Annotated in this window: 15 protein-coding genes; 3 read left to right on the forward strand and 12 right to left on the reverse strand. The window is 74.2% G+C overall.

Translation table 11 applies throughout. The features are described from left to right. Positions 1-3 precede the first annotated feature (3 nt). From E4U92_RS20675 to E4U92_RS20685, 3 genes are all read right to left on the reverse strand, one after another. Positions 4-684: an AIM24 family protein gene (locus E4U92_RS20675; RefSeq protein WP_137301919.1), complete on the reverse strand. Its 681-nt coding sequence runs from the start codon at positions 682-684 to the stop codon at positions 4-6. A gap of 11 nt (positions 685-695) precedes the next feature. Further along, a complete protein-coding gene (locus E4U92_RS20680) occupies positions 696-2,417 on the reverse strand; it encodes a TerD family protein (RefSeq protein WP_137301920.1) in 1,722 nt (573 codons plus the stop codon). 117 nt (positions 2,418-2,534) lie between these two features. After that, complete coding sequence (locus E4U92_RS20685; RefSeq protein WP_137301921.1) at positions 2,535-3,131, reverse strand: M48 metallopeptidase family protein; 597 nt, start codon at positions 3,129-3,131, stop codon at positions 2,535-2,537. 238 nt (positions 3,132-3,369) lie between these two features. On the opposite strand from E4U92_RS20685, the gene E4U92_RS20690 reads away from it, so the two are divergent. Further along, complete coding sequence (locus tag E4U92_RS20690; RefSeq protein ID WP_137301922.1) at positions 3,370-4,608, forward strand: TOMM precursor leader peptide-binding protein; 1,239 nt, start codon at positions 3,370-3,372, stop codon at positions 4,606-4,608. After that, positions 4,601-6,001 carry an ABC1 kinase family protein gene (locus E4U92_RS20695; RefSeq protein ID WP_137301923.1) on the forward strand — a complete coding sequence of 467 codons (1,401 nt, stop codon included), beginning with the start codon at positions 4,601-4,603 and terminating at the stop codon, positions 5,999-6,001. Before E4U92_RS20690 ends, E4U92_RS20695 begins: the two co-directional genes overlap by 8 nt. 142 nt (positions 6,002-6,143) lie before the next feature. Here E4U92_RS20695 and E4U92_RS20700 read toward each other — a convergent pair whose 3' ends face one another. The 4 genes from E4U92_RS20700 to E4U92_RS20715 all read right to left on the reverse strand — a co-directional run bounded on the left by E4U92_RS20700 (position 6,144) and on the right by E4U92_RS20715 (position 9,718). Then, on the reverse strand, positions 6,144-6,467 hold the full coding sequence (locus E4U92_RS20700; protein ID WP_137301924.1) for a hypothetical protein: 324 nt from the start codon (positions 6,465-6,467) through the stop codon (positions 6,144-6,146). Continuing rightward, positions 6,464-6,841, reverse strand: a complete 378-nt coding sequence (locus E4U92_RS20705) for a WhiB family transcriptional regulator (RefSeq protein WP_137301925.1) — start codon at positions 6,839-6,841, stop codon at positions 6,464-6,466. Before E4U92_RS20705 ends, E4U92_RS20700 begins: the two co-directional genes overlap by 4 nt. 175 nt (positions 6,842-7,016) lie before the next feature. After that, entirely contained in the window at positions 7,017-7,343 is a 327-nt protein-coding gene (locus E4U92_RS20710; RefSeq protein ID WP_168725163.1) for a hypothetical protein, read from the reverse strand. A gap of 167 nt (positions 7,344-7,510) precedes the next feature. Further along, positions 7,511-9,718, reverse strand: coding sequence for an ATP-dependent DNA helicase UvrD2 (locus E4U92_RS20715; RefSeq protein ID WP_229862818.1), 2,208 nt, complete (start codon positions 9,716-9,718; stop codon positions 7,511-7,513). A gap of 207 nt (positions 9,719-9,925) precedes the next feature. Between E4U92_RS20715 and E4U92_RS20720 the strand changes: the two genes are divergently transcribed. Then, the gene (locus E4U92_RS20720; RefSeq protein ID WP_067236789.1) at positions 9,926-10,168 is read left to right on the forward strand and encodes a mycoredoxin; all 243 of its coding nucleotides are present in this window, start codon (positions 9,926-9,928) and stop codon (positions 10,166-10,168) included. Positions 10,169-10,264: 96 nt separating this feature from the next. Here the strand turns inward: E4U92_RS20720 and nudC are convergent, their stop codons facing one another. From nudC to E4U92_RS20745, 5 genes are all read right to left on the reverse strand, one after another. Continuing rightward, positions 10,265-11,209, reverse strand: coding sequence for an NAD(+) diphosphatase (nudC, locus tag E4U92_RS20725; protein ID WP_168725164.1), 945 nt, complete (start codon positions 11,207-11,209; stop codon positions 10,265-10,267). Positions 11,210-11,361: 152 nt separating this feature from the next. Beyond that, the gene (locus E4U92_RS20730; RefSeq protein ID WP_137301928.1) at positions 11,362-12,774 is read right to left on the reverse strand and encodes a dipeptidase; all 1,413 of its coding nucleotides are present in this window, start codon (positions 12,772-12,774) and stop codon (positions 11,362-11,364) included. A gap of 10 nt (positions 12,775-12,784) precedes the next feature. After that, complete coding sequence (locus tag E4U92_RS20735) at positions 12,785-16,321, reverse strand: ATP-dependent helicase (protein WP_137301929.1); 3,537 nt, start codon at positions 16,319-16,321, stop codon at positions 12,785-12,787. Between the two features lie 198 nt (positions 16,322-16,519). After that, positions 16,520-19,981 (reverse strand): ATP-dependent helicase, encoded by a 3,462-nt coding sequence (locus tag E4U92_RS20740; protein ID WP_137301930.1) that lies wholly within the window; start codon positions 19,979-19,981, stop codon positions 16,520-16,522. A gap of 257 nt (positions 19,982-20,238) precedes the next feature. Then, on the reverse strand, positions 20,239-20,628 hold the full coding sequence (locus E4U92_RS20745; RefSeq protein WP_137301931.1) for an MGMT family protein: 390 nt from the start codon (positions 20,626-20,628) through the stop codon (positions 20,239-20,241). Between the last annotated feature and the right edge of the window lie 30 nt (positions 20,629-20,658).

Consider the following 20,658-nt stretch of genomic DNA (forward strand, 5'->3'; position numbering starts at 1 on the left):
CCCTCAGCCCCGGAACCGGAGGCGGTCGGTGCTGTCCTCGCTGGGCTGGACGACGACGATGCCCTGGCCGGAGAAGGCCATCTGGTAGGCCTCGCCGCTGCCCCGGCCGATGAGCGACTGCGCCTTGAAGCTGCGCTTGCCCTTCACCTTGAGGTTCGGCGACCAGGCGACCAGCGCGTCCGGGTCGACGTAGGTCTCGTCCTCGCCGCCGCCGCAGTCGACGACGATCGGCTTGCCCCGGGAGGTGAGGGCCACCCATCCCTGCCCGGAGATCTTGGTGTTCCACAGGCCCTGCCCGGCGAACTTCGCGAGCCCCTTGACCCGCTCCACGCCCCAGGTGAGGTGCGCGTCGAAGGCGAGCAGGTTGGTGGCGTTGACGGAGATGCCGTCGCCGTTGAGGTTGATGACGACCACGTCCGCGCCGTAGTCGGCGAGGTAGAGCAGGCCGTCGCCGGAGCACTTCATCAAGGGGGCGCCCTCACCGGTCATCCAGTCGCGGGCGATCTGGCGCACGGCCGGCGGGTTGGGCTCGTACTGGACGAAGCCCTCGTAGGCGACCATCGAGCCCACGCGCGCGAGGAGGTCGTTCCCGGTCTGCAGGGCGACCTTCAGCATGTGGTTGCCGTGGTTCTCCATGCGGGCGGTGACGGGTGCGGGGGCGTAGCCCGCGAGCTGCTGGTTCATGACGGGCTCCCTCAGACCTCGTACGGCTGGACGACGATGAAGTTGCCGGGGGCGCCCCGGAACTGGAGGTTGATGCTCTCGCCGGTGTCGCCCGGGTAGGCGTTGCGGCGCATCCGCACCTGGCTGGAGACGATCACCTGCGCGGCGGACGACCAGGCGACGACGGCGTTGCAGTCGGCGAACGTGGTCGGCGTGACCGGGAGCACCACGGGCGTGCCGTGCGTCTTGACGACGATGGTGCCGGTGCCCTGGAACTGCATGGTGAACAGCGCGCCGCCCGGGATGCCGTGGCCCTCGATGCGGCGGACCTCGTACTGCAGGCTCTCGTCGAAGGCGAGGACGTTCTCGGCGGAGACGCAGATGCCGTCGCCCTGCAGCTCGATGGGGTGCAGCATCGTGGAGTTCTCGGCGAGGAACACCTGCCCCTGGCCGGTGCAGCGCATCAGCTGCATCTCCTGGCCGGTGGCGTTGCCCACGATCCGGCCGGCGAACCCGGCGCCCTTGTAGCTGAAGTCGACCTTGCCCTGGTAGAGCACCATGCTGCCCTGCCGCGCCAGCACCGGCTGTCCGCCGATGCCGAGGTCCACGCGGATCAGCTTGCTGTTCTGCTGGGTCCAGCGCTGTCCGGTGGGCGTCTCCCGGAACTTCTGCAGCGCGGCGCCCACCCCGGCGCCGCCGGGGGGCGCGCCCTGCGGCACACCGTACGTGTGCTGGCCGGGGATCTGCCCGAACGGCGGCTGCTGCCCGTAGCCGGGGGGCGGGCCGGGCTGGCCGTAGCCGGGCGGCATGGGGGCCTGCGGGGCCGGGGGCTGGCCGTAACCGGGCGGCGGGGGCGCCGACGGGGCCGGGGGCTGGCCGTACGGCGGCTGGGGCGGCTGGCCGTAGGGCGCGGGAGCCGGGCCCGGCGGCGGGACCTGGACGCCGCCGGGCGGGGTCATGGGGGCGATGAGGGTCGGCGCGCCGTGCACGTTGGGGTGCGGCGCGGACGGCGGGGGCGGTGTGGTGCCCGGCGGGGGCGCGGGAGGCGCGAAGCCCTGCGCGGCGGGCTGCGGCTGGGGTGCGGGCGGCACGGACGCCGGTGCCGACGGGGCGCCGAAGGCGGGCGGGGCGGCGCTCTGCGCGGGCGGGGCGAAGCCGGGGGCGCCGCCGGCCGCGGGCTGCTGCTGCGGCTGCTGCGGCTGCTGCGGTGCGGCGGGTGCCTCCTCCTCGAGGACCTCGCCGCCGAAGTTCTTCAGCAGCGCCTCCAGGCCGCCGTCGAAGCCCTGGCCGACGGCAGCGAACCGCCACACGTCCTTCAGGTAGAAGTCACCGAGCATCACGGCCCGCTCGGTGGTGAACTCCGAGCCGTCGAAGGAGTACCTGGCCACCTCCTCGCCGCCGGCGACGATGCGCAGGTACCCGGGGCCGATCTGGGACATCTGTCCGGCGCCGTCGACGGTCGCGGTGAAGGACAGCTTCTGGATCTGCGGCGGGATCCGGTCGAGGGTGACCCGGAAGGACTCCGTGTCGCCGGCCTGGGCTCCCAGCAGCTGGACGGACTCCTCCGGGGACTTCGGCTGGTTGAAGAAGATGAAGTACCGGTCGTCCGAGAGCCGTTCGTCGGCGTCCAGTCCGAAGCAGCTGATGTCGAAGTTCAGGCCGGGGGCGGAGATCTGCACGCCTACGTACAGATCCGTGCCCGCGGTGAGGTCACTGATCCTGGCCTTGTGGCCGCGTTGGAATTCCCTGGGCATGCGTTACGACCGTCCCCCATCCCGAAGTGAGTGCGTCGCGCCAGGCTAACGGCAAACCCTGACATCGAACGATGTCGGTACAGAGCCGGTACACAACGCGCGCGTGGGCGGACGTGCTCACTGTCCGCGCGTGCCCGGCAGGTGCGGCAGCCGTTCGGCGGCCACCACTCCCTCCAGGTAGCCGCGGGCGCGCTCGGTGCGCGGATAGGCCTCCAGCAGCCGCCAGAAGTCGGGGCCGTGCCCGGGCACCAGGAGGTGGGCGAGCTCGTGCAGGAGCACGTAGTCGATGACGTACTCGGGCATGCCCTTGAGCCGGTGCGACAGGCGGATGCTGCCCTCGGCCGGGGTGCACGAGCCCCAGCGGGTGTTCTGGTTGGTCACCCAGCGCACCGAGCGGGCCCGGGCCCGGCCCTCGAAGTACTGCGCGGACAGCCGCTCCGCCCGCTCGGCGAGCTCCGTGTCCCCGGGCACGCGCCGGCTCTCCTGGGCGGCCAGCTTGTCGAGCATGACGCTGACCCAGCGCTGCTCCTCGGCCTTGGACATGCGGGCAGGGATGAGCACGACGGTGCGATCGCCCTCGCGGTACGCGGAGACCGTCCGCCGTCGGCGGGTACTCCTGCGCACCTCGATCGCGCTCGCCCCCGAGCCGCTCGGCGGCTGGCTCGTCGTGCTGCGCTGTGGGGTTCCGGCGCGGTGCAGTGGGTCGGCGGGCACGCCCCGACGTTACCCGCTGCACCTGGGGGAAGTCCCGGCTCCGGGACGGTTCGGTGCCGAAGCGGCACCCCCTGGGTGCGGCGTACGACGGATTAGTACGACGAATCGGGGCGCCTGTGGACAACTCGGCGCACCGCTCGGCGTTCCCCGGCATGCTGGCACTCGTCGGCGGAGCCCGGGCCTCCCACCCCCGCTCCGCCGCCGGTACGGGGACGATCGATGGCTACGGGGGCCGTGCATGCATCCGATGGTGAAACCCGCGCTGCGGCGCGGCTGGCGTGATCTCAACACCGTGCAGTTCGGGATGACCCCGGCGCACGCGCTGACGCTCGGGCCGATGGACACGGCGACAGGCAGCTTCCTCGACCTGCTGGACGGCACCCGGGGGCTGCCGCTCCTGCGGGAGGAGGGCCGCCGGATGGACCTGCCGGACGGCCACGTCGACCTGCTGGTGCGACGGCTTGCGCGGGCCGGGTTGGTCGACGACGCACGCGGGGGCGGTGCGGACGCGGACGCGCTGCGCGCCAGACCCGAGGCGCTGGACCGGCTGCGGCCCGACCTGGCGGCGCTGTCGCTGGTGGCGCCCGGGCCGGGCGAGGCGATGGAACTGCTGGCCGCACGCCGCCGGCTACGGGTGCAGGTGCGCGGGGCCGGCCGGGTCGGCGCGGTGATCGCCTCGCTGCTGTCCGGCGCGGGCGTCGGCGAGGTCGACGTGCGCGACGGCGGCCGGGTGGAGCCGGGCGACGTGGCACCGGGCGGCCTGCCGGCCGAGGCGGTCGGCGAGCGCCGGGACGAGGCGGCCCGCCGCGCGGTGCGCCGGTCCGCGCCCGACCAGCCGCCCCGCCGCAGTCCCGGCCCCTCGGCCGGCACCGAGCCCGGCGCCTTCTCCCTCGTGGTCCTCGCCCCGCGCGACGACGTCGCCGTGCACGCCCCCGATCCGGCGGCCGCGCAGCCGCTGATCGCGTCCGGCATCCCTCATCTGTACGCCGGGGTGGTGGAGGCCACGGGCGTCGTCGGGCCGCTGGTCCTCCCGGGGGAGACGGGCTGCGCCGGCTGTCTGCAGCAGGAGCGCGTCGACCGCGATCCGACCTGGCCGCGGCTGGTCACCCAGTGGCGCTCGGGGCCCCGCCGCCCGGCCCGCGCCTGCGACCTGGCGCTGGCCACGACGGTCGCCGGTCTGGCCGCCGCGCACGCCCTGGCCTTCCTCGACGGCCGCGGCCCGTCGAGCGCCGGGGCCCGCTGGGAGGTCTCCGCACCGGTCTTCCAGTGGCATGCTCGACCGGTGTGGGCGCACCCGGCCTGCCCCTGTGGAGCGGCGGACCACCGTGCGGACGGCCCAGCCGAGGAAGGTGAGGGAGAACACCCCTCGGAGGACGCGGGCACACACGAGACAATGGGGGAGCAACGGCATTCTGAGGAGTTGGGCCGTACGGCACACACGGCGCGGCTGGCTGGGACCTGGAGGGCGCATGTCTGATCTTCCCCGCAAGGCGGTCACCCGGACCGCCAAGCTCGCCGCGCTCCCGCTCGGCTTCGCCGGCCGGGCGACCTGGGGGCTGGGCAAACGCATCGTCGGCGAGTCCGCGGAGATCGTCGGCCGCGAGCTGCAGCAGCGCACGGCCGAGCAGCTGTTCAAGGTGCTCGGCGAGCTCAAGGGCGGTGCGATGAAGTTCGGGCAGGCATTGTCCGTCTTCGAGTCGGCGCTGCCCGAGGAGGTCGCCGGCCCCTACCGGGCGGCCCTGACCAAGCTCCAGGAGGCCGCGCCGCCGATGCCGACACGCACCGTGCACGCGGTGCTGGCGGAGCGCCTGGGCGAGGACTGGCCCCAGCTCTTCCTGGAGTTCGAGGACAAGCCGTCCGCGGCCGCGTCGATCGGCCAGGTGCACCGGGGCGTGTGGCACGACGGCCGCGAGGTCGCGGTCAAGGTCCAGTACCCGGGGGCGGGCGACGCCCTGCTGTCCGACCTGAACCAGCTCGGCCGGTTCGCGCGCCTGCTGGGTCCGCTCATCCCCGGCATGGACATCAAGCCGCTGATCGCCGAGCTGCGCGACCGTGTCTCCGAGGAGCTGGACTACGCGCTGGAGGCCGGCGCCCAGCAGGCCCACGCGCAGGAGTTCGCGGACGACCCGGACGTGGTGGTGCCGGCCGTGGTGCACCAGTGCGACCAGGTCCTGATCACCGAGTGGATCGACGGGGTGCCGCTGTCCGAGGTGATCGCCGACGGCACGCCGGAGCAGCGCGACCGCGCCGGTCAGTTGCTGGCCCGCTTCCTGTTCTCCGGTCCGGCCCGCACCGGCCTGCTGCACGCCGACCCGCACCCGGGGAACTTCCGGCTGCTGCCCGGCGGCCCGGAGGGCGAGGACGACTGGCGCCTCGGCGTGCTGGACTTCGGCACGGTCGACCGGCTGCCCGGCGGACTGCCGATCACGATCGGCGAGTCGCTGCGGAAGACCCTCGACGGCCGCGCGGACGCCGTCTATGAGCTGCTGCGCACGGAGGGCTTCGTCAAGGACTCCATCGAGCTGGACCCGGACGCGGTCCTGGACTACCTGCTGCCGATCATCGAGCCGGCCCAGGTGGAGGAGTTCACCTTCACCCGGGGCTGGATGCGCAGCCAGGCGGCCCGGATCGCCGACCCCCGCTCCCCCGCCTACCAGCTGGGCAAGCGGCTCAACCTGCCCCCGGCGTACCTGTTGATCCACCGCGTCACCCTCAGCACCATCGGCGTCCTGTGCCAGCTCGGCGCGACGGTCCGGCTGCGCGAGGAGCTGGAGGAGTGGCTGCCGGGCTTCGTCCCGCAGGAGGAACTGCCGGCGGACGAGGCGTACGAAGAAGGCGGGGCGGACGGGGACTCGGTGGCGCAGGCGTGAGCCTTTGGCGGGTGCCCGGGCCGCCCACGGAGGTCTGACGGCGGACGCGCCGCGGGGGCCGGTCCGTTCGGTCGGACCGGCCCCCGCGAGGAGAGCTTCGCCTCCCCGGGGTCGGGGAGGCCACCGCTTCAGGTGGACTGGGTCACTGCATCACGGCCATGGCGAGCGCACGGCGGGCACGCATCGAGGCGCGCTCGGCCCGGCGCTGCATCCGGCGGGCGGTGGCCAGGCGCACGGCCCGGCGTTCCCGCTCGGCCTCCTGCAGTCGCTCGTGCATATGCGCACGAGCCAGGGCTTCTGGGATGAGTTGCATTTCTCGGGTCCTGTTCTGGCGCGAGTCGATCGCGCTGGTGGTGGTGACGTCTTCGATCACGGAGCCGGCGGGCTCGCTGGTGGACGGCTTCATCGGGGCCTGCTTCTTGGGGTCGTGCGTGAGGGGACGGTCGATGGTTCCGGTGGTGTTCATGCCGTGACCGGGTTCTTGCGCGGGCGGCCACGCGGCCGCTTCCGGGCGACGACGACCCCCTGGACGAACAGCTCGCCACCCCAGACACCCCAGGGCTCACGCCGCTCCTTGGCGCCGGCGAGGCAGGCCTCGATCAGCGGGCAGGTGCGGCAGAGGGACTTGGCGTACTCGACGTCCGCGGGCGACTCGGCGAAGAAGACCTCCGGGTCGTAGGTGCGGCAGGGGACGGGTACGCCGAGGTTCTCGATGGCGTCGTCGAGCGCGGTGAGCGCGGTGAGGGGGGTGAGCGGGGTCAAGGTGGAGTCCTCCGTGAGGCCGGGCGGCGGGATCGTTTCGGAAGGCGGTACGGACGGGGCGTGCGCTTCGAGTTGCACGGGTGGTCTTCCTCGTCTGGTCGGTCCGGCCCTGTGGGGCCGGGTGTCGGCTGGGTACCGGGTTCTTTTCTTGTCCCGAGGCCCCTTCGCTCTGCCGTCCCCGTTCGGGGAAAACAGAAGGGCCGCGGATCCCGGATGGGGTTCCGCGGCCCTGAAGGCGCCGGCCTGATCGAGATCAGGCTGGATCACTCCAGGGTTCTGGCCCACGGAAGGCCCACATCAGGTGGTGCTGCGTCGTCTGCTTCCGGAATCCGGCACCGGTCGCCGTAAAGGCATAGGCCTGCGCCTGCGCCATTACTGCTGCTTCCAGTGCCTTGGTCGGTCGCTCGTCACGCTCACGGACGGGAAGGCCCGCGGGGGCGACGGAGGACGCCGGACGCTCGACACGAATGCCGGACAGACCGGTGCCACGGTGGGAGGAGCCGAGCAGGCACAGGGAGACGACCGAGCGATCGGTCAGTTTGGCGCTGTTGATGGAACCGGCGTTGTTGATGCTGATCACTGGAATCGCCTCCTCTCGGCGTCTCAAGGGACCGGGCGTGAGCCCGATCCGGCGGATACGCAAGTACAGCACGGAATCAGGGCCTTCGAGAAGGCCGCCGTTCCCGTGCCTAAGAACCTATGGGGATCGCTGGGGCATGCGCAAACTATTTTTTCGAAGAGTTCGGATCATTCCTCCTCGTCCTCCCCGCCCAGGTCCTGGCCTGCGCAGAGGGCCAGGACATCGGCCCCGTAGCGGTTGAGCTTGCGCACGCCGACGCCCGGGATGCGGGCGAGCTCGCCGGGCTCCTCGGGGACGGTCTCGGCGATGGCCATGAGGGTCTTGTCGGTGAAGACGCAGAACGCCGGCTGGCCCGAGCGCCGGGCCTGGACGGCGCGCCAGGACCGCAGTCGCTCGTACAGCCCCTCGTCCATGTCGGACGGGCAGTCCTCGCAGCGCAGCAGTTTCAGCTCGCCGCCGTCGGTCAAGGTCCGTCCGCACACCCGGCAGCGGGCCGGGGCGCGCTGGCCGCGGCGGGGCACGGCGGGCGTGCTCGTCGTCGGTGTGCCGGCCGAGCCGCGCTCGATGCCCCCGCCGGCTCCGGCGGGGGTCCGGCCGGCCGCCGTGCCGGAGCCGGGGCGCAGGCCGTCCAGGAAGCGGCTGGGCCGGCGGTTCGGGCGGCCGCCGGGTGCGCGGGACAGGGCCCAGGAGACGTGCAGCCGCTCGCGGGCCCGGGTGACCCCGACGTAGAGCAGCCGGCGCTCCTCCTCGATCTGCTCGTCGGTCCGGGCGTAGGTGATCGGCATCATGCCCTCGGCGACCCCGACGAGGAACACGGCGTCCCACTCCAGGCCCTTGGCCGAGTGCAGGGAGGCGAGGGTGACGCCCTGGACCGTGGGCGCGTGCTGGGCGCCCGCCCGCTCGTCGAGTTCGGCGACGAGGTCGGCGAGGGTGGCGTCCGGCTTCGCGGCGGCGAAGTCCTGCGCGAGGTTCACCAGCGCGGCCAGCGACTCCCAGCGCTCCCGGACCGCGCCCGAGCCGGCCGGGGGCTGCGGGCTCCAGCCCTCGCCGGACAGGACGGCGCGCACCTGGGAGGGCAGGTCGACGGCGTCCTCCAGGGCGGAGTCGTTGCCGCCGAAGCGGGCCGCGCCGCGCAGGGCGATGCCCGCCTTGCGCACCTCGGGCCGGTCGAAGAAGCGCTCGGCGCCGCGCAGCTGGTAGGGGATGCCGGCGTCGGCGAGGGCCTGCTCGTAGGTCTCGGACTGGCCGTTGGTGCGGAACAGGACGGCGATCTCCGAGGCCGGGACCCCGGCGTCGAGGAGGTCGCGGATGCGGCGGGCGGCGCCCTCGGCCTCGGCGGGTTCGTCGGCGTACTCGGCGTAGACCGGTTCGGGGCCCGGGGCGCGCTGGGAGACCAGCTCCAGCCGGTGGTCGGCGGCCCGGCCGCGGGCCTGGGCGAGCAGGCCGTTGGCCAGGTGGACGACCTGGGGGGTGGAGCGGTAGTCGCGGACCAGCTTGACGACGGTGGCACCGGGGTGGCGGGTGCGGAAGTCGAGGAGGTGGTCGGGGGTGGCTCCGGTGAAGGAGTAGATGGTCTGGCTGGCGTCGCCGACGACGCACAGGGTGTCGCGGTCGCCCAGCCACAGCTCCAGCAGGCGCTGCTGGAGGGGGCTGACGTCCTGGTACTCGTCGACGACGAAGTGCTGGTACTGGGCGCGGACCTGCTCGGCGATGTCGTGCCGGTCCTGCAGGACGGCGACGGTGAGCAGCAGGACGTCCTCGAAGTCGATGACGGCGCGGTCGCGCTTGAGGTCCTCGTAGGCGGAGTAGAGCTGGGCGATCTCGGCGGGGTCGCGCGGGGTCTCGCGGCCGGCCTTGGCGGCGGCGAGCGGGTAGTCGGCGGGGACGGTCTGGGTGACCTTGGACCACTCGATCTCCGCGGTGACGTCCCGCAGCTCGCCGCGGTCGAGGCGGACGCGGCAGGCGGCGGCCGCATCGGCGACGAGCTGGACCTTGCGGTCGATGATCCGGGGCAGGGAGCCACCGATCGCTTTCGGCCAGAAGTACTGAAGCTGCCGCAGGGCGGCGGAGTGGAAGGTGCGGGCCTGGACGCCGTGGGCGCCGAGCTGGCGGAGCCGGCCCCGCATCTCGCCGGCGGCCCGGGCGGTGAAGGTGACGGCGAGGACGCTGGAGGGCTGGAGGATGCCGGCCCGGACGCCGTAGGCGATGCGGTGGGTGATGGCGCGGGTCTTGCCCGTGCCGGCTCCCGCCAGCACGCACACCGGTCCGTGCAGGGAGGTGGCGACCTCGCGCTGCTCGGGGTCGAGCCCTTCGAGCACCGCGTCGGCCGAGTCCGGTACCTGCGGGAAGAGGGAGGAGTGCGTTGCTGCTGTCACACCGCCATGCTGCCAGGTCGCGGGAGACGGCCGAGCCGGTTGTCCACAGGCGGGCACTGATGGTCGTACGAATGCGGCGAGCGTCACGTGAGCCGCGGTCGGGCTGCCCGGCCGCCCGGCATACCCCGGGCGGGAATGGTCCGCCGGTGGTGTGCGTTCGTGCCTGTGTAGGACCTGTTCCCGAGCCGGCTGAGGAGCGCGCGAGACATGCAGGGCACTGTGACGATGTACAGCACCACCTGGTGCGGCTACTGCCAGCGGCTGAAGAAGCAGCTGGACCGCGAGGGCATCGCGTACACCGAGATCAACATCGAGCAGGACCCGGAGTCCGCGGCCTTCGTGGAGAAGGCGAATGGCGGGAACCAGACGGTCCCGACCGTGCTTTTCGCGGACGGTTCGACGCTGACGAACCCGTCGCTGGCGCAGGTGAAGCAGAAGATCGGCGCCTGAGCGGCCCCGTGAACGCCTGAACGGCCACGGGAAAGGGCGGCCCCCCGTGCGGGGGGCCGCCCTTTCGCCGTGTCCGGGGGCCGGCAGCGGCCTTGCTCAGACGAAGCCGCGGGTCGGCAGGGGCTTGCCGTACCAGAGCTCGATCAGCCGGGCCGCGATGGAGATGCCGTAGGGCGGCAGGACCTCACCGGCCTCGAAGGCGGCACCCAGCTCGTCCCGCGAGAACCAGCGGGCCTCGTGGATCTCGTCGCCGTCCACGTCGATGTCGGTGGTGGTGGCGTGGGCCATGAACCCCAGCATCAGGCTGGACGGGAAGGGCCAGGGCTGGCTCGCGATGTACTCGACCGGGCCGACGGTGACGCCGACCTCCTCGGCCACCTCGCGGCGCACCGCCTGCTCGATGGACTCGCCGGGCTCGACGAAACCGGCGAGCGTCGAGAAGCGGCCTTCCGGCCAGTGCACCTGGCGGCCGAGGAGGATGCGGTCGTCCTCGTCCGTCACGGCCATGATCACGGCCGGGTCGGTGCGCGGGTAGTGCTCGGCACCGCACGCGGGGCAGCGGCGGATGTGACCGGCCGCCGCGATCACCGTGCGCTCGCCGCAGCGGGAGCAGAAGCGGTGGGTGCGCTGCCAGTTCTCCAGGCCGACGGCGTGCACCATCAGGCCGATGTCCCGCGGCGACAGCAGCAGGCCCGCCTCGCGCAGCCCGGCCGGGCGCGCGGACTGGTCGATGCGTCCGGGCAGCGCGTCCTTCTGGAGGGCGAAGTAGCTGACGCCGTCCGCGTCGATGCCGAGGAAGTAGCGGTGGGCCTCGGTGAGCGGGGCCTCGAAGGACGGGGTCATGACGAGCTCGGTGCGGCCGTCGGGTGTCTCGTCGATGAGGACCTGACCACCGGAGACCACGAAACAGCGCGTCGTGGGGTGGCTCCACGCCGCCGCGAGCCAGGCCTCGTCGAGCCGGTGGTGCGCGGCCCGGTCGATGCCGCTCGGAGCGGTGAGCGAGATGGGTCGATCGGCGTTCTGGTCGGTCCAGGTGGTCACGGGTGCTTCCAACTCCCCCGGTGGAACGGTGGTTTCGGGCGGCGGTTCAGCGGGGCGTGCGGCAGGGGGCGACCGGGTCCGGTGCGCGGCCGGGGTGGGGTGGCCCTTCCAGTGTGCCCCCGCCGTCGTCCGCCGCGGCCCGTGCGCGGGTGTCAGGGCGCACGGCGCCAGGTCGCGGCGAGGTCGCCCCACAGGTACGCGGTGGTCTCGACGCCCTTGAGCAGCAGGTCCAGCTCGACCTTCTCGTCGGGGGCGTGCCAGCCGTCGGAGGGGACGGAGATGCCGAGGAAGAGGACGGGGGCGCCGAGGACCTCCTGGAGGTCGGCGGCCGGGCCGGAGCCTCCCTCGCGGGTGAAGCGGACGGTCGTGCCGAAGGCGCGTCCCATGGCGCGGGCCACGGACTGCAGCGCCGGGTGGTCCAGTGGCGTCAGGCAGGGGCGCGTGGCGGGGCTGAACTCGATCTCGTGGCGGATGCCCGCGGGCAGTTGCCCGGCCGCCCAGTTCCGCACGGCCTTCTCGACGTGGTCGGGGTCCTGTCCGGCGACGAGCCGGAACGACAGCTTGACCATGGCGGAGGCGGGGATGATCGTCTTGCTGCCGGGACCCTGGTAGCCGCCGCCGATGCCGTTGACCTCGGCGGTGGGGCGGGCCCAGATGCGCTCCAGGGTGGTGTGCCCGGCCTCGCCGTGGGTGGCGTGGGACTTGGCGGTGCGCAACCACTGCTCCTCGTCGAAGGGCAGCTCGGCGAAGAGCGCGCGCTCGCGCTCGGTCAGCTCGACGATGCCGTCGTAGAACCCGGGGATGGCCACGCGTGCGTGCTCGTCGTGCAGGGCGGCCACCAGGCGGGCGGCCGCGGTGGCCGGGTTGGGCACGGCACCGCCGAACGACCCGGAGTGGATGTCCTGGTCGGGGCCGTACAGGCGGATCTCGCAGTCGGTGAGGCCGCGCATGCCGGTGCACACGGTCGGGGTGTCCTCGGACCACATGCCGGTGTCGGAGACGATCACGGCGTCCGCGGCGAGCCGCTCGGCGTTCGCCTCCACCAGTGCCCGGAAGTGCGGGGAGCTGGACTCCTCCTCGCCCTCGATGAGGAGCTTGAGGTGGACCGCCGGGGCGGTCCGGCCGGTGGCGGCGAGGTGGGCGCGCACCCCAAGGGTGTGGAAGAACACCTGGCCCTTGTCGTCGGCGGCCCCGCGCGCGTACAGCCGGTTGCCGCGGACGACCGGCTCGAAGGGGTCGCTGTCCCAGCCGTCCTCGCGTGCGGCGGGCTGCACGTCGTGGTGGCCGTAGACGAGCACGGTGGGGGCCCCGGGGTCGTCGGAGGGCCACTCGGCGTAGACGGCGGGGGCGCCAGGGGTGGGCCAGACCTCGACCGTGGGGAAGCCGGTCGCGCGCAGGGCGGCGGCGAGCCAGTCCGCGCTGCGCCGCACGTCGTCCGCGTGGTCGGGCTGGGCCGACACCGACGGGATGCGCAGCCACTCGGCGAGGTCGTCGAGGAACGCGGCGCGGTGCCGCTCGATGTAGCTGCGGACGGCGCTGACGTCGCTGTCAACGGAATGGCTCATGGTCACGAGCCTATCGGCCCGCGCCGGCATCCCCGCCGGGCGGTTGCGCACCACCTGCCGGCCCGGAGCCGTCGGCGTACGCGTGCGTGAGGGCCTCTTCCTGCGTCAACAGCCGCTCCAGCGCGGCCCGGTCCGGCAGGTCGGCCGGACGGACGACCTCCCCGGTGCGGACATGAAGGAACGCCGCCGTGACCGATTCCACAGGGACGCCCTGCTGCTCGGCCCACGCGAGCCGGTACAGGGCGAGCTGCAGCGGGTCACCCGTGCGGCCGCGGCCGGTCTTCCAGTCGACGATCTCGTACGTCGCCCTGGCGCCGTCGCCCTCCTTGTAGACGGCGTCGATGCGGCCGCGCACGACCCGCCCGGCGAGGGCGAGCTGGAAGGGCGCCTCGACCCGGTACGGGGTGCGCCGGGCGTACGCGGTGCGCTCGAACGCCTCCTTGAGGGCCTCCAGGTCGCGCTCGTCGGCGATCTCCGCGTCGCCGCCCGGCAGGTCCTCGGGTTCCAGCAGGGGCAGGGTCAGCTCCTCGAAGCGGGCCTCCACCCACGCGTGGAACCGGGTGCCCCGGCGCGCGGCCGGTTGCGGGGGGCGCGGCATGGGCCGCGCGAGGTCCCGCGCAAACCCGTCCGGGTCGGCGGCCAGGCGCATCATCTGCGAGGCGGTGAGCGTCGTGGGCAGCGGCACGTCCGTGACGGCCCGCCGGGCGCGCAGCAGCTCCCCGGTGAGCGCGTCGAGGTCGCGGTCCCAGGAGGCGACGGCGCGGGCCTCCTCGGGGGTGAGCCGCTCGCGGGCCGGGGGAACCTCGGGGGGTGCCGCCTGGTGCGGGACGGTGGGGCGCGGTGCGGGGTCGTGGGTCGGCCCGGCGAAGGGCGACTCGGGGTCGTACGGCGGTTCTTCCTGCGGCGGGAGCTCGTCGTGGGGCGGGTCCTGCGGCGGCTCCTCGTCGTACGGGGGTTCGTCGTCCTCCTCCGGGGGCGGGGGCCAGTCCGGGTCGTCGTAGGTGTCGCGCTCGTGGGCCGCGGCGGGGTGGGTGTCCTGGTGGGAGGCGAGGTCGTCGAGGTGGGCCAGGACCGTCGCGGCGGCGGCGCGGCGGCGGGCCAGGGCGGCGTCGTCCAGGGGCAGGGGCCAGACCTGGTCGACGGTGACCCGGTGGAGGGTGGGGTTCTCCTCGTCGTCCTCGGGCGGGTCGGCCCAGACCTCGATCTCGCCGTGGCCGGCCGCGCAGTGCTCGTACAGCGCCATCAGGAAGTCGGACGGGCCGCGGGGCTTCTTCTGGTTGGGGCCCCACCAGTGGCCGGAGCCCAGCAGGAGGGAGCGGGGGCGGGTGAAGGTGACGTAGCCGAGGCGGAGTTCCTCGGTGTGCTGGTGGTCCTTCATGGCCTCGTGGAAGGCGCGCATGCCGCGCGCGTCCCACGACGCGACGTCGGGGAGCGTGTCGGCGTCGCCGCGCAGTGCGTGCGGGAGCACCTTGGCCTGGGAGGTCCACTTCTCGCGGCCCTGTGTGCTGGGGAAGGTGCCGGTGACCAGGCCGGGGACGGCGACGACGTCCCACTCCAGGCCCTTGGACTTGTGCGCGGTGAGCACCTTGACGGTGTTCTCGCCGCCCGGCAGCGCGTTGTCGAGGCCCTTCTCGTACTGGGCGGCGGTGCGCAGGAAGCCGAGGAAGGCCAGCAGGCTGGCCTCGTTCTCGTGGGCCGCGAAGGAGGCGGCGACGTCGAGGAAGTTGGACAGGGTCTCACGGCGGCGCGCGGCGAGCGCGTGCGGGGACGCCGACAGCTCGACCTCGAGGCCGGTGACGGCGAGGACCCGGTGCAGGACGTCCATCAGCGGGTCGGACAGCGAGCGCCGCAGGTCGCGCAGCTCGGCGGCGAGCCGGGCGAAGCGCACGCGCGCGTCCGGCGAGAACGGCAGCCCGTCGTCGTCCCCGGCGTTGTCCAGCGGGGTCTCCAGAAACGTGTCGAGGGCGTCGGCGAGCGAGATCACCTCGGCCGGGTCGATCCCCTCGACGGCCTCGGCAAGGCGGCGGTCGGGGTCGCCGGCGTCGTCCGTGCGCGCGTGCGCCACCAGGAACCGGGCCCGCCGCCCGAGGAGGGCGAGGTCGCGCGGGCCGATGCGCCAGCGCGGGCCGGTCAGCAGGCGGACCAGGGAGGCGTTGGCGCCGGGGTCCTGGAGGACCTCGCAGACGGCGACCAGGTCGGCGATCTCGGGCAGGTGCAGCAGCCCGGACAGGCCGACCACCTCGACCGGCACGTCGCGTGCGACCAGGGCGCCCTGGATCTCGGCGAAGTCGGTCGCCGTGCGGCACAGGACGGCGATCTCGCCGGGCGGGGTGCCGGTGCGCACCAGGTGGGCGAGGGAGTCGGCGAGCCAGTCGATCTCCTCGGCGTGGGTGGGCAGCAGGGCACAGCGCACCACGCCGTCCCGTTCGGCGCCGGGTGCCGGGCGCAGGGCCTCCACGCCCGCGTGCAGGGCGCGCAGGGGGGCGGCGAGGCCGTTGGCGAGGTCCAGGAGGCGGCCGCCGCTGCGGCGGTTCTCGCTGAGGGCCCGTCGGCCGGCGGGGCCGCCGTCGGCGTGCGCGAAGTGTTCGGGGAAGTCGTCGAGGTTGGCGACGGAGGCGCCGCGCCAGCCGTAGATGGCCTGGCAGGGGTCGCCGACGGCGGTGACCGGGTGGCCGGTGCCGTCGCCGAACAGGCCGGCCAGCAGGACGCGCTGGGCCACGGAGGTGTCCTGGTACTCGTCGAGGAGGACCACGCGGAACTCGTCGCGCAGGACGCGGCCCACCTCGGGGATGCCGGCGAGCCGCGCCGACAGGGCGATCTGGTCGCCGAAGTCGAGCAGGTCGCGCTCGCGCTTGGCGGCCCGGTAGCGGATCACCAGCTCGGCGAGGTCGCGCCGGGCGGCGGCGGTCTCGGGCACCTTGCGCAGGTCGGCGTTGGTGAGCTTGGCGTTCTGCAGGCTGAGCAGCAGTTCGGCGTCCCAGGCGCGCAGTTGCTCGGGGCGTACGAGGTGTTCGGCGAGTTCGGCGTCGAGGGCGAGGAGGTCGCTGACGAGGTCGGCGAAGGAGCGGGTGAGCGCCGGGTACGGGCCGGGTGCCTCGCGCAGCACGCGCGCGGCGAGCTGGTAGCGGGTGGCGTCGGCGAGGAGGCGGGAGGTGGGCTCCAGGCCGATGCGCAGGCCGTGGTCGGTCAGCAGGCGGCCGGCGAAGGCGTGGTAGGTGGAGATGACCGGCTCGCCGGGCGGGTTGTCCGGGTCGATGACGTCGGGGTCGGTGACGCCCGCCCGGACCAGGGCCTTGCGCACGCGCTCGGCGAGCTCGCCCGCGGCCTTGTTGGTGAAGGTCAGGCCGAGGACCTGCTCGGGGGCGACCTGTCCGGTGCCGACCAGCCACACCACGCGGGCGGCCATCACGGTCGTCTTGCCCGACCCGGCGCCGGCCACGATCACCTGCGGCGCGGGCGGCGCGGTGATGCAGGCCGTCTGCTCCGGGGTGAAGGGGATGCCGAGGAGCTCCTTGAGCTGCTCGGGGTCGGTGATACGGGCGGGCATGTCGTCAGAGGCTAGCGGCGGGCACTGACAGCCGGGGCCCGTTCAGCGCTGCGAGGCGCCAGAAGCGCAGGTCAGCCCGTGTGGTGCGATACGTCACTCCCGTTCGACGCGGGGGTCTCGGTCCGGGCGCTGCGTCCGCCGACCGGGCCCTCGTTCCTTCCGGGCCCCGCACGCCGACGGCCCCTGCCCCGGCCCTCGTCACTCGACGACGTGGCGACCCTCGGGCCGTGCGCTGCACGACGCCCGGAACGCGCAGTGCGTGCAGTGCTGGCCGGCGGACGGGGTGAACCGTTCGTCGAGGACCTTGCCGGCCGCCGTGGCGAGCAGGTCGCCGACCCACTCCCCTTCGAGCGGCTCCTGCGCCTGCACCTTGGGCAGGGTCTCGCCGCCGTCGCGCTGGGCGGCGCCCTGGCGGAGGTGGACGAGTTCCGCACCGCCGGGCTCGGGGCGCACCCCGTCGAAGACGTCGTCGACGGCTCCGGCGCGGACCGCGAGCTGGTAGACGGCCAGCTGGGGGTGGCGCTCCACCTCGCGCGCGGTCGGCGCCTGCTTGCCGGTCTTGAAGTCGACGACGTAGGCGCGGCCGTCGCCGTCGACTTCGACGCGGTCCATTTGGCCGCGGATGCGCACCTGGTAGTCGCCGGCCTCCAGGGTGACGTCGAAGTCGTGCTCGCTCGCCACCGGTGTGCGGCCGGTGCGGTCCATGACGTGCCACTTCAGGAACCGCTCCAGCGCCACGCGCGCGTTGTCCTTCTCCTGCTGCGACTTCCAGGGCGCGTCGAAGGCGAGCGCGTTCCACACGGAGTCCAGGCGTTCCATGAGCACGTCGAGGTCGGCCGGGGTGTGCCCGGAGGCGACCTCGTCGGCGAGGACGTGCACCACGTTGCCGAAGCCCTGTGCGACGGTCGCGGGCGCGTCGGCCTTCACCTCGCGGCCCAGGAACCACTGCAGGGAGCACGTGTTGGCGAGCTGGTCGAGCGCGCTGCCGGACAGCACCACGGGCTCGTCGCGGTCGCGCAGCGGCACCTTGCTCTCGGTCGGGTCCCACATGCCCCACCAGCGGTACGGGTGCGCGGACGGCACCAGGGGGCGGCCGTCCTCGTCGGCGAGCGCGGCCAGGCGGGCCAGGCGCCGGGCGGCGGCCTCCCTGAGGGGCGCGGAGGCGCGCGGGTCGACGGTGGTGGCGCGCAGTTCGGCGACGAGCGCGGCGACCGACAGGGGGCGGCGCGGGCGGCCGGTGACGTCCCGCGGCTCGACGCCGAGTTCGGCGAGGAAGCGGGAGGGCTGGTCGCCGTCGTCGGCGGGGGCCTTCACGGCGGTGACGACGAGGCGTTCCCGCGCGCGGGTGGCGGCGACGTAGAACAGGCGGCGTTCCTCGGCGAGCAGCGCGCCCGGGGTGAGCGGTTCGGCCAGCCCGTCGCGGCCGATCCGGTCGGCCTCCAGCAGCGAGCCCCGGCGGCGCAGGTCGGGCCACAGCCCCTCCTGGACGCCGGCCACGACGACCAGCCGCCACTCCAGTCCCTTGGAGCGGTGCGCGGTCATCAGGCGCACGGCGTCCGGGCGCACGGCCCGCCGGGTGAGGGTGTCGGCGGCGATGTCCTCGGCCTCGAGCTCCTCGAGGAAGTTCAGGGCGCCCCGGCCTCCGGTGCGCTCCTCCGCGCGTGCGGCCGTGGCGAACAGGGCGCACACGGCGTCGAGGTCACGGTCGGCGTTGCGTCCGGCCGCGCCGCCGCGCCGGGCGGCCCGCTCCAGGCGGTTCGGCCAGGGCGTGCCGTCCCACAGGTCCCACAGCGCCTCCTCGGCCGTGCCGCCGCCGGCGAGGCGCTCGCGGGCCTTGCGGAGCAGCGCGCCGAGGCGCTGCGCCCCGCGCGCGTACGTCGGGTCGTGCACGGCCAGCCGCTCCGGCTCGGCGAGTGCCCGGGCGAGCAGCGCGTCGGAGGGCGGGGGCAGCGGGTTGCCCCCGGCGCGCTCCTCGTCGCGCAGGGCGCGCCCGAGGCGGCGCAGGTCGGCGGCGTCCATCCCGGCGAGCGGGGAGGTGAGAAGGGTGAGGGCGGTCTCGGTGTCGAGCCAGCAGGGGGTGACGGCTTCGGGCCGGTCCTGCGGGCCGGTGCCGTGTTCGTCCGCACCGGGGTCCGCCGGGTCCGCCGGGCGCCCTTCGGCGACCGGTCCGTCCGCATCGTCCGGTGCGGGGGGCGCCGCATCGTCCGGTGCGGGGGGCGCCGCATCGTCCGGTGCGACGGTCGCCGCGTCCTCCGTCCGCTCCGCCGCCTCCGCGGTGGCCACCGCGCGCAGGGCCGTCAGGAGGGGGGCGACGGCCGGTTCGTGGCGCAGGGGCAGGTCGTCGCCGTCTATGTCCAGCGGAACGCCGGCGGACGTGAGGGCGCGGCGGACCGTGGGGATGGTGCGGGCACCCGCGCGTACGAGGACGGCCATCTCGCCCCAGGGGACGCCGTCCTCCAGGTGGGCCCGGCGCAGGATGTCGGCGACGTTGTCCAGCTCGGTGCCGGGCGTCGGGTACGTGTAGACCTCGACGCGGCCGCCGTCGCGTACGGGGGTGAGGTCCCGGTGGGCGCGCACCTTCTCGGCGGGGAGGCGGGTCAGCGGCATGCGCTGGGTGAGCAGCCGGGTGGCGGCCAGCAGCGCCGCTCCGGAGCGGCGGGAGACGCGCAGCACCTCGACGGGCGCGGGACGGCCGTCGCCGCGGGGGAACGCGCGCGGGAAGTCGAGGATGCCGTTCACGTCGGCGCCCCGGAAGGCGTAGATCGACTGGTCGGGGTCGCCGAACGCGACCAGGGTGCGGCCGCCGCCCGCGAGGGCGTGCAGCAGGCGTACCTGGGCGGGGTCGGTGTCCTGGTACTCGTCGACGTAGACGGCGTCGTACTGCCCGGCGAGCCGCCGGGCGGCCTCGGGACGGCGGGCGAGGAGCACCGCGCGGTGGACGAGTTCGGCGTAGTCGAGGACGCCCTGCAGGTCGAGGACGTCCAGGTACTCGGCGAGGAAGGCGGCCGCGGCGCGCCAGTCGGGGCGGCCGATACGGCGCGCGAAGGCGTCCAGGGCGCCGGGGTCGAGTCCCAGTTCGCGGCTGCGGGCGAGCACCGCGCGGACCTCGTCGGCGAACCCGCGCGTGGTGAGGCAGGCGCGCAGGTCGTCGGGCCAGCGGACGTGCGAGAGGCCGAGGCGCTGGAGGTCGACCTGGCCGGCGAGCAGTTCACGGACCGTGACGTCCTGCTCGGGGCCGGACAGCAGGCGCAGGGGCTCCACGAACAGGTCGCTGTCCTGGTGGGCGCGGACCAGGGCGTAGGAGAACGAGTGGAAGGTGGTCGCCTGGGGGGCGTGGGCGGCGCCCATCCGCAGGGCCATGCGGTCGCGCAGCTCGACGGCGGCCTTGCGGCTGAAGGTGAGCACCAGGATCCGTGCGGGGTCGGCGCCGCGGGCGACGCGCGCGGCCACGGACTCCACCAGGGTGGTGGTCTTCCCGGTGCCCGGACCCGCGAGGACGAGCAGCGGTCCGCTGAGGTGGTCAACCACGGCGCGCTGGGCTGCGTCCAGTTCAGGGGGATCCACACGGGCCACAGGAGTACGGACCAGTCGGTAAGCGCCACGGCTCCCCTGCCGCGCCTGGGGGTGCGGCAGTCGTCCGGTGGAGGAGGAGGAGCTCACGTGGTTCGCCGGTCCTGGTGGGTGTGCTGGTGGTCGGTCCGCCGCTCGTGCCGGGCGGTGGTGGCGGGATGAGGGGGACGCGTGCAGCCGACGCTACGCCCGGGACGTCAGCGGAAGCAGGACTTCCGCTTTTTCCCGTGGGCCTCGCCGGCCACGTGGGCCCCTCGCCCCTCGAACGTACGTCATGCCACGGACGTCCCCCCTTTCCCCCGTTCGGAGCAGAGGTCGCCCGGCGCGCCGTCCGATGGCGGAAGCTGTCAGGTGTGACCCTGCGCGTGTTCGCCGCCGTCCCAGCGCGCCCGTCTCATGTCGAGGCGCGGCAGGTGGCCCTCGGCGGCCCGGCCCGCCTCCTTCAGCGGTGTGCCCTCCGCCCGGTAGCGGCCGAGGGCGTCCAGCTCGTGCCCGGGCAGCAGCACGCCGTCGGCGCGCACCACGCGCCACCACGGGACGGCTCCGCCGTACAGGGCCATCACCCGGCCGACCTGGCGCGGTCCGCCCTCCTGGAGCCACTCCGCGACGTCCCCGTACGTCATCACCCGGCCCGGCGGGATGCGGTCGGCCACGTCGAGGACCCGCTCGGCGTACTCCGGCAGGGCGTCGGTGTACTCCGGGCGGGCGTCGTCGTCCGGAGGGCTCAGCTCGCTCATCCGTCCCATCCTGCCCCACCCCACCGACAG

The sequence above is a fragment of the Streptomyces galbus genome (assembly GCF_005280195.1).
Classification (GTDB): domain Bacteria; phylum Actinomycetota; class Actinomycetes; order Streptomycetales; family Streptomycetaceae; genus Streptomyces; species Streptomyces galbus.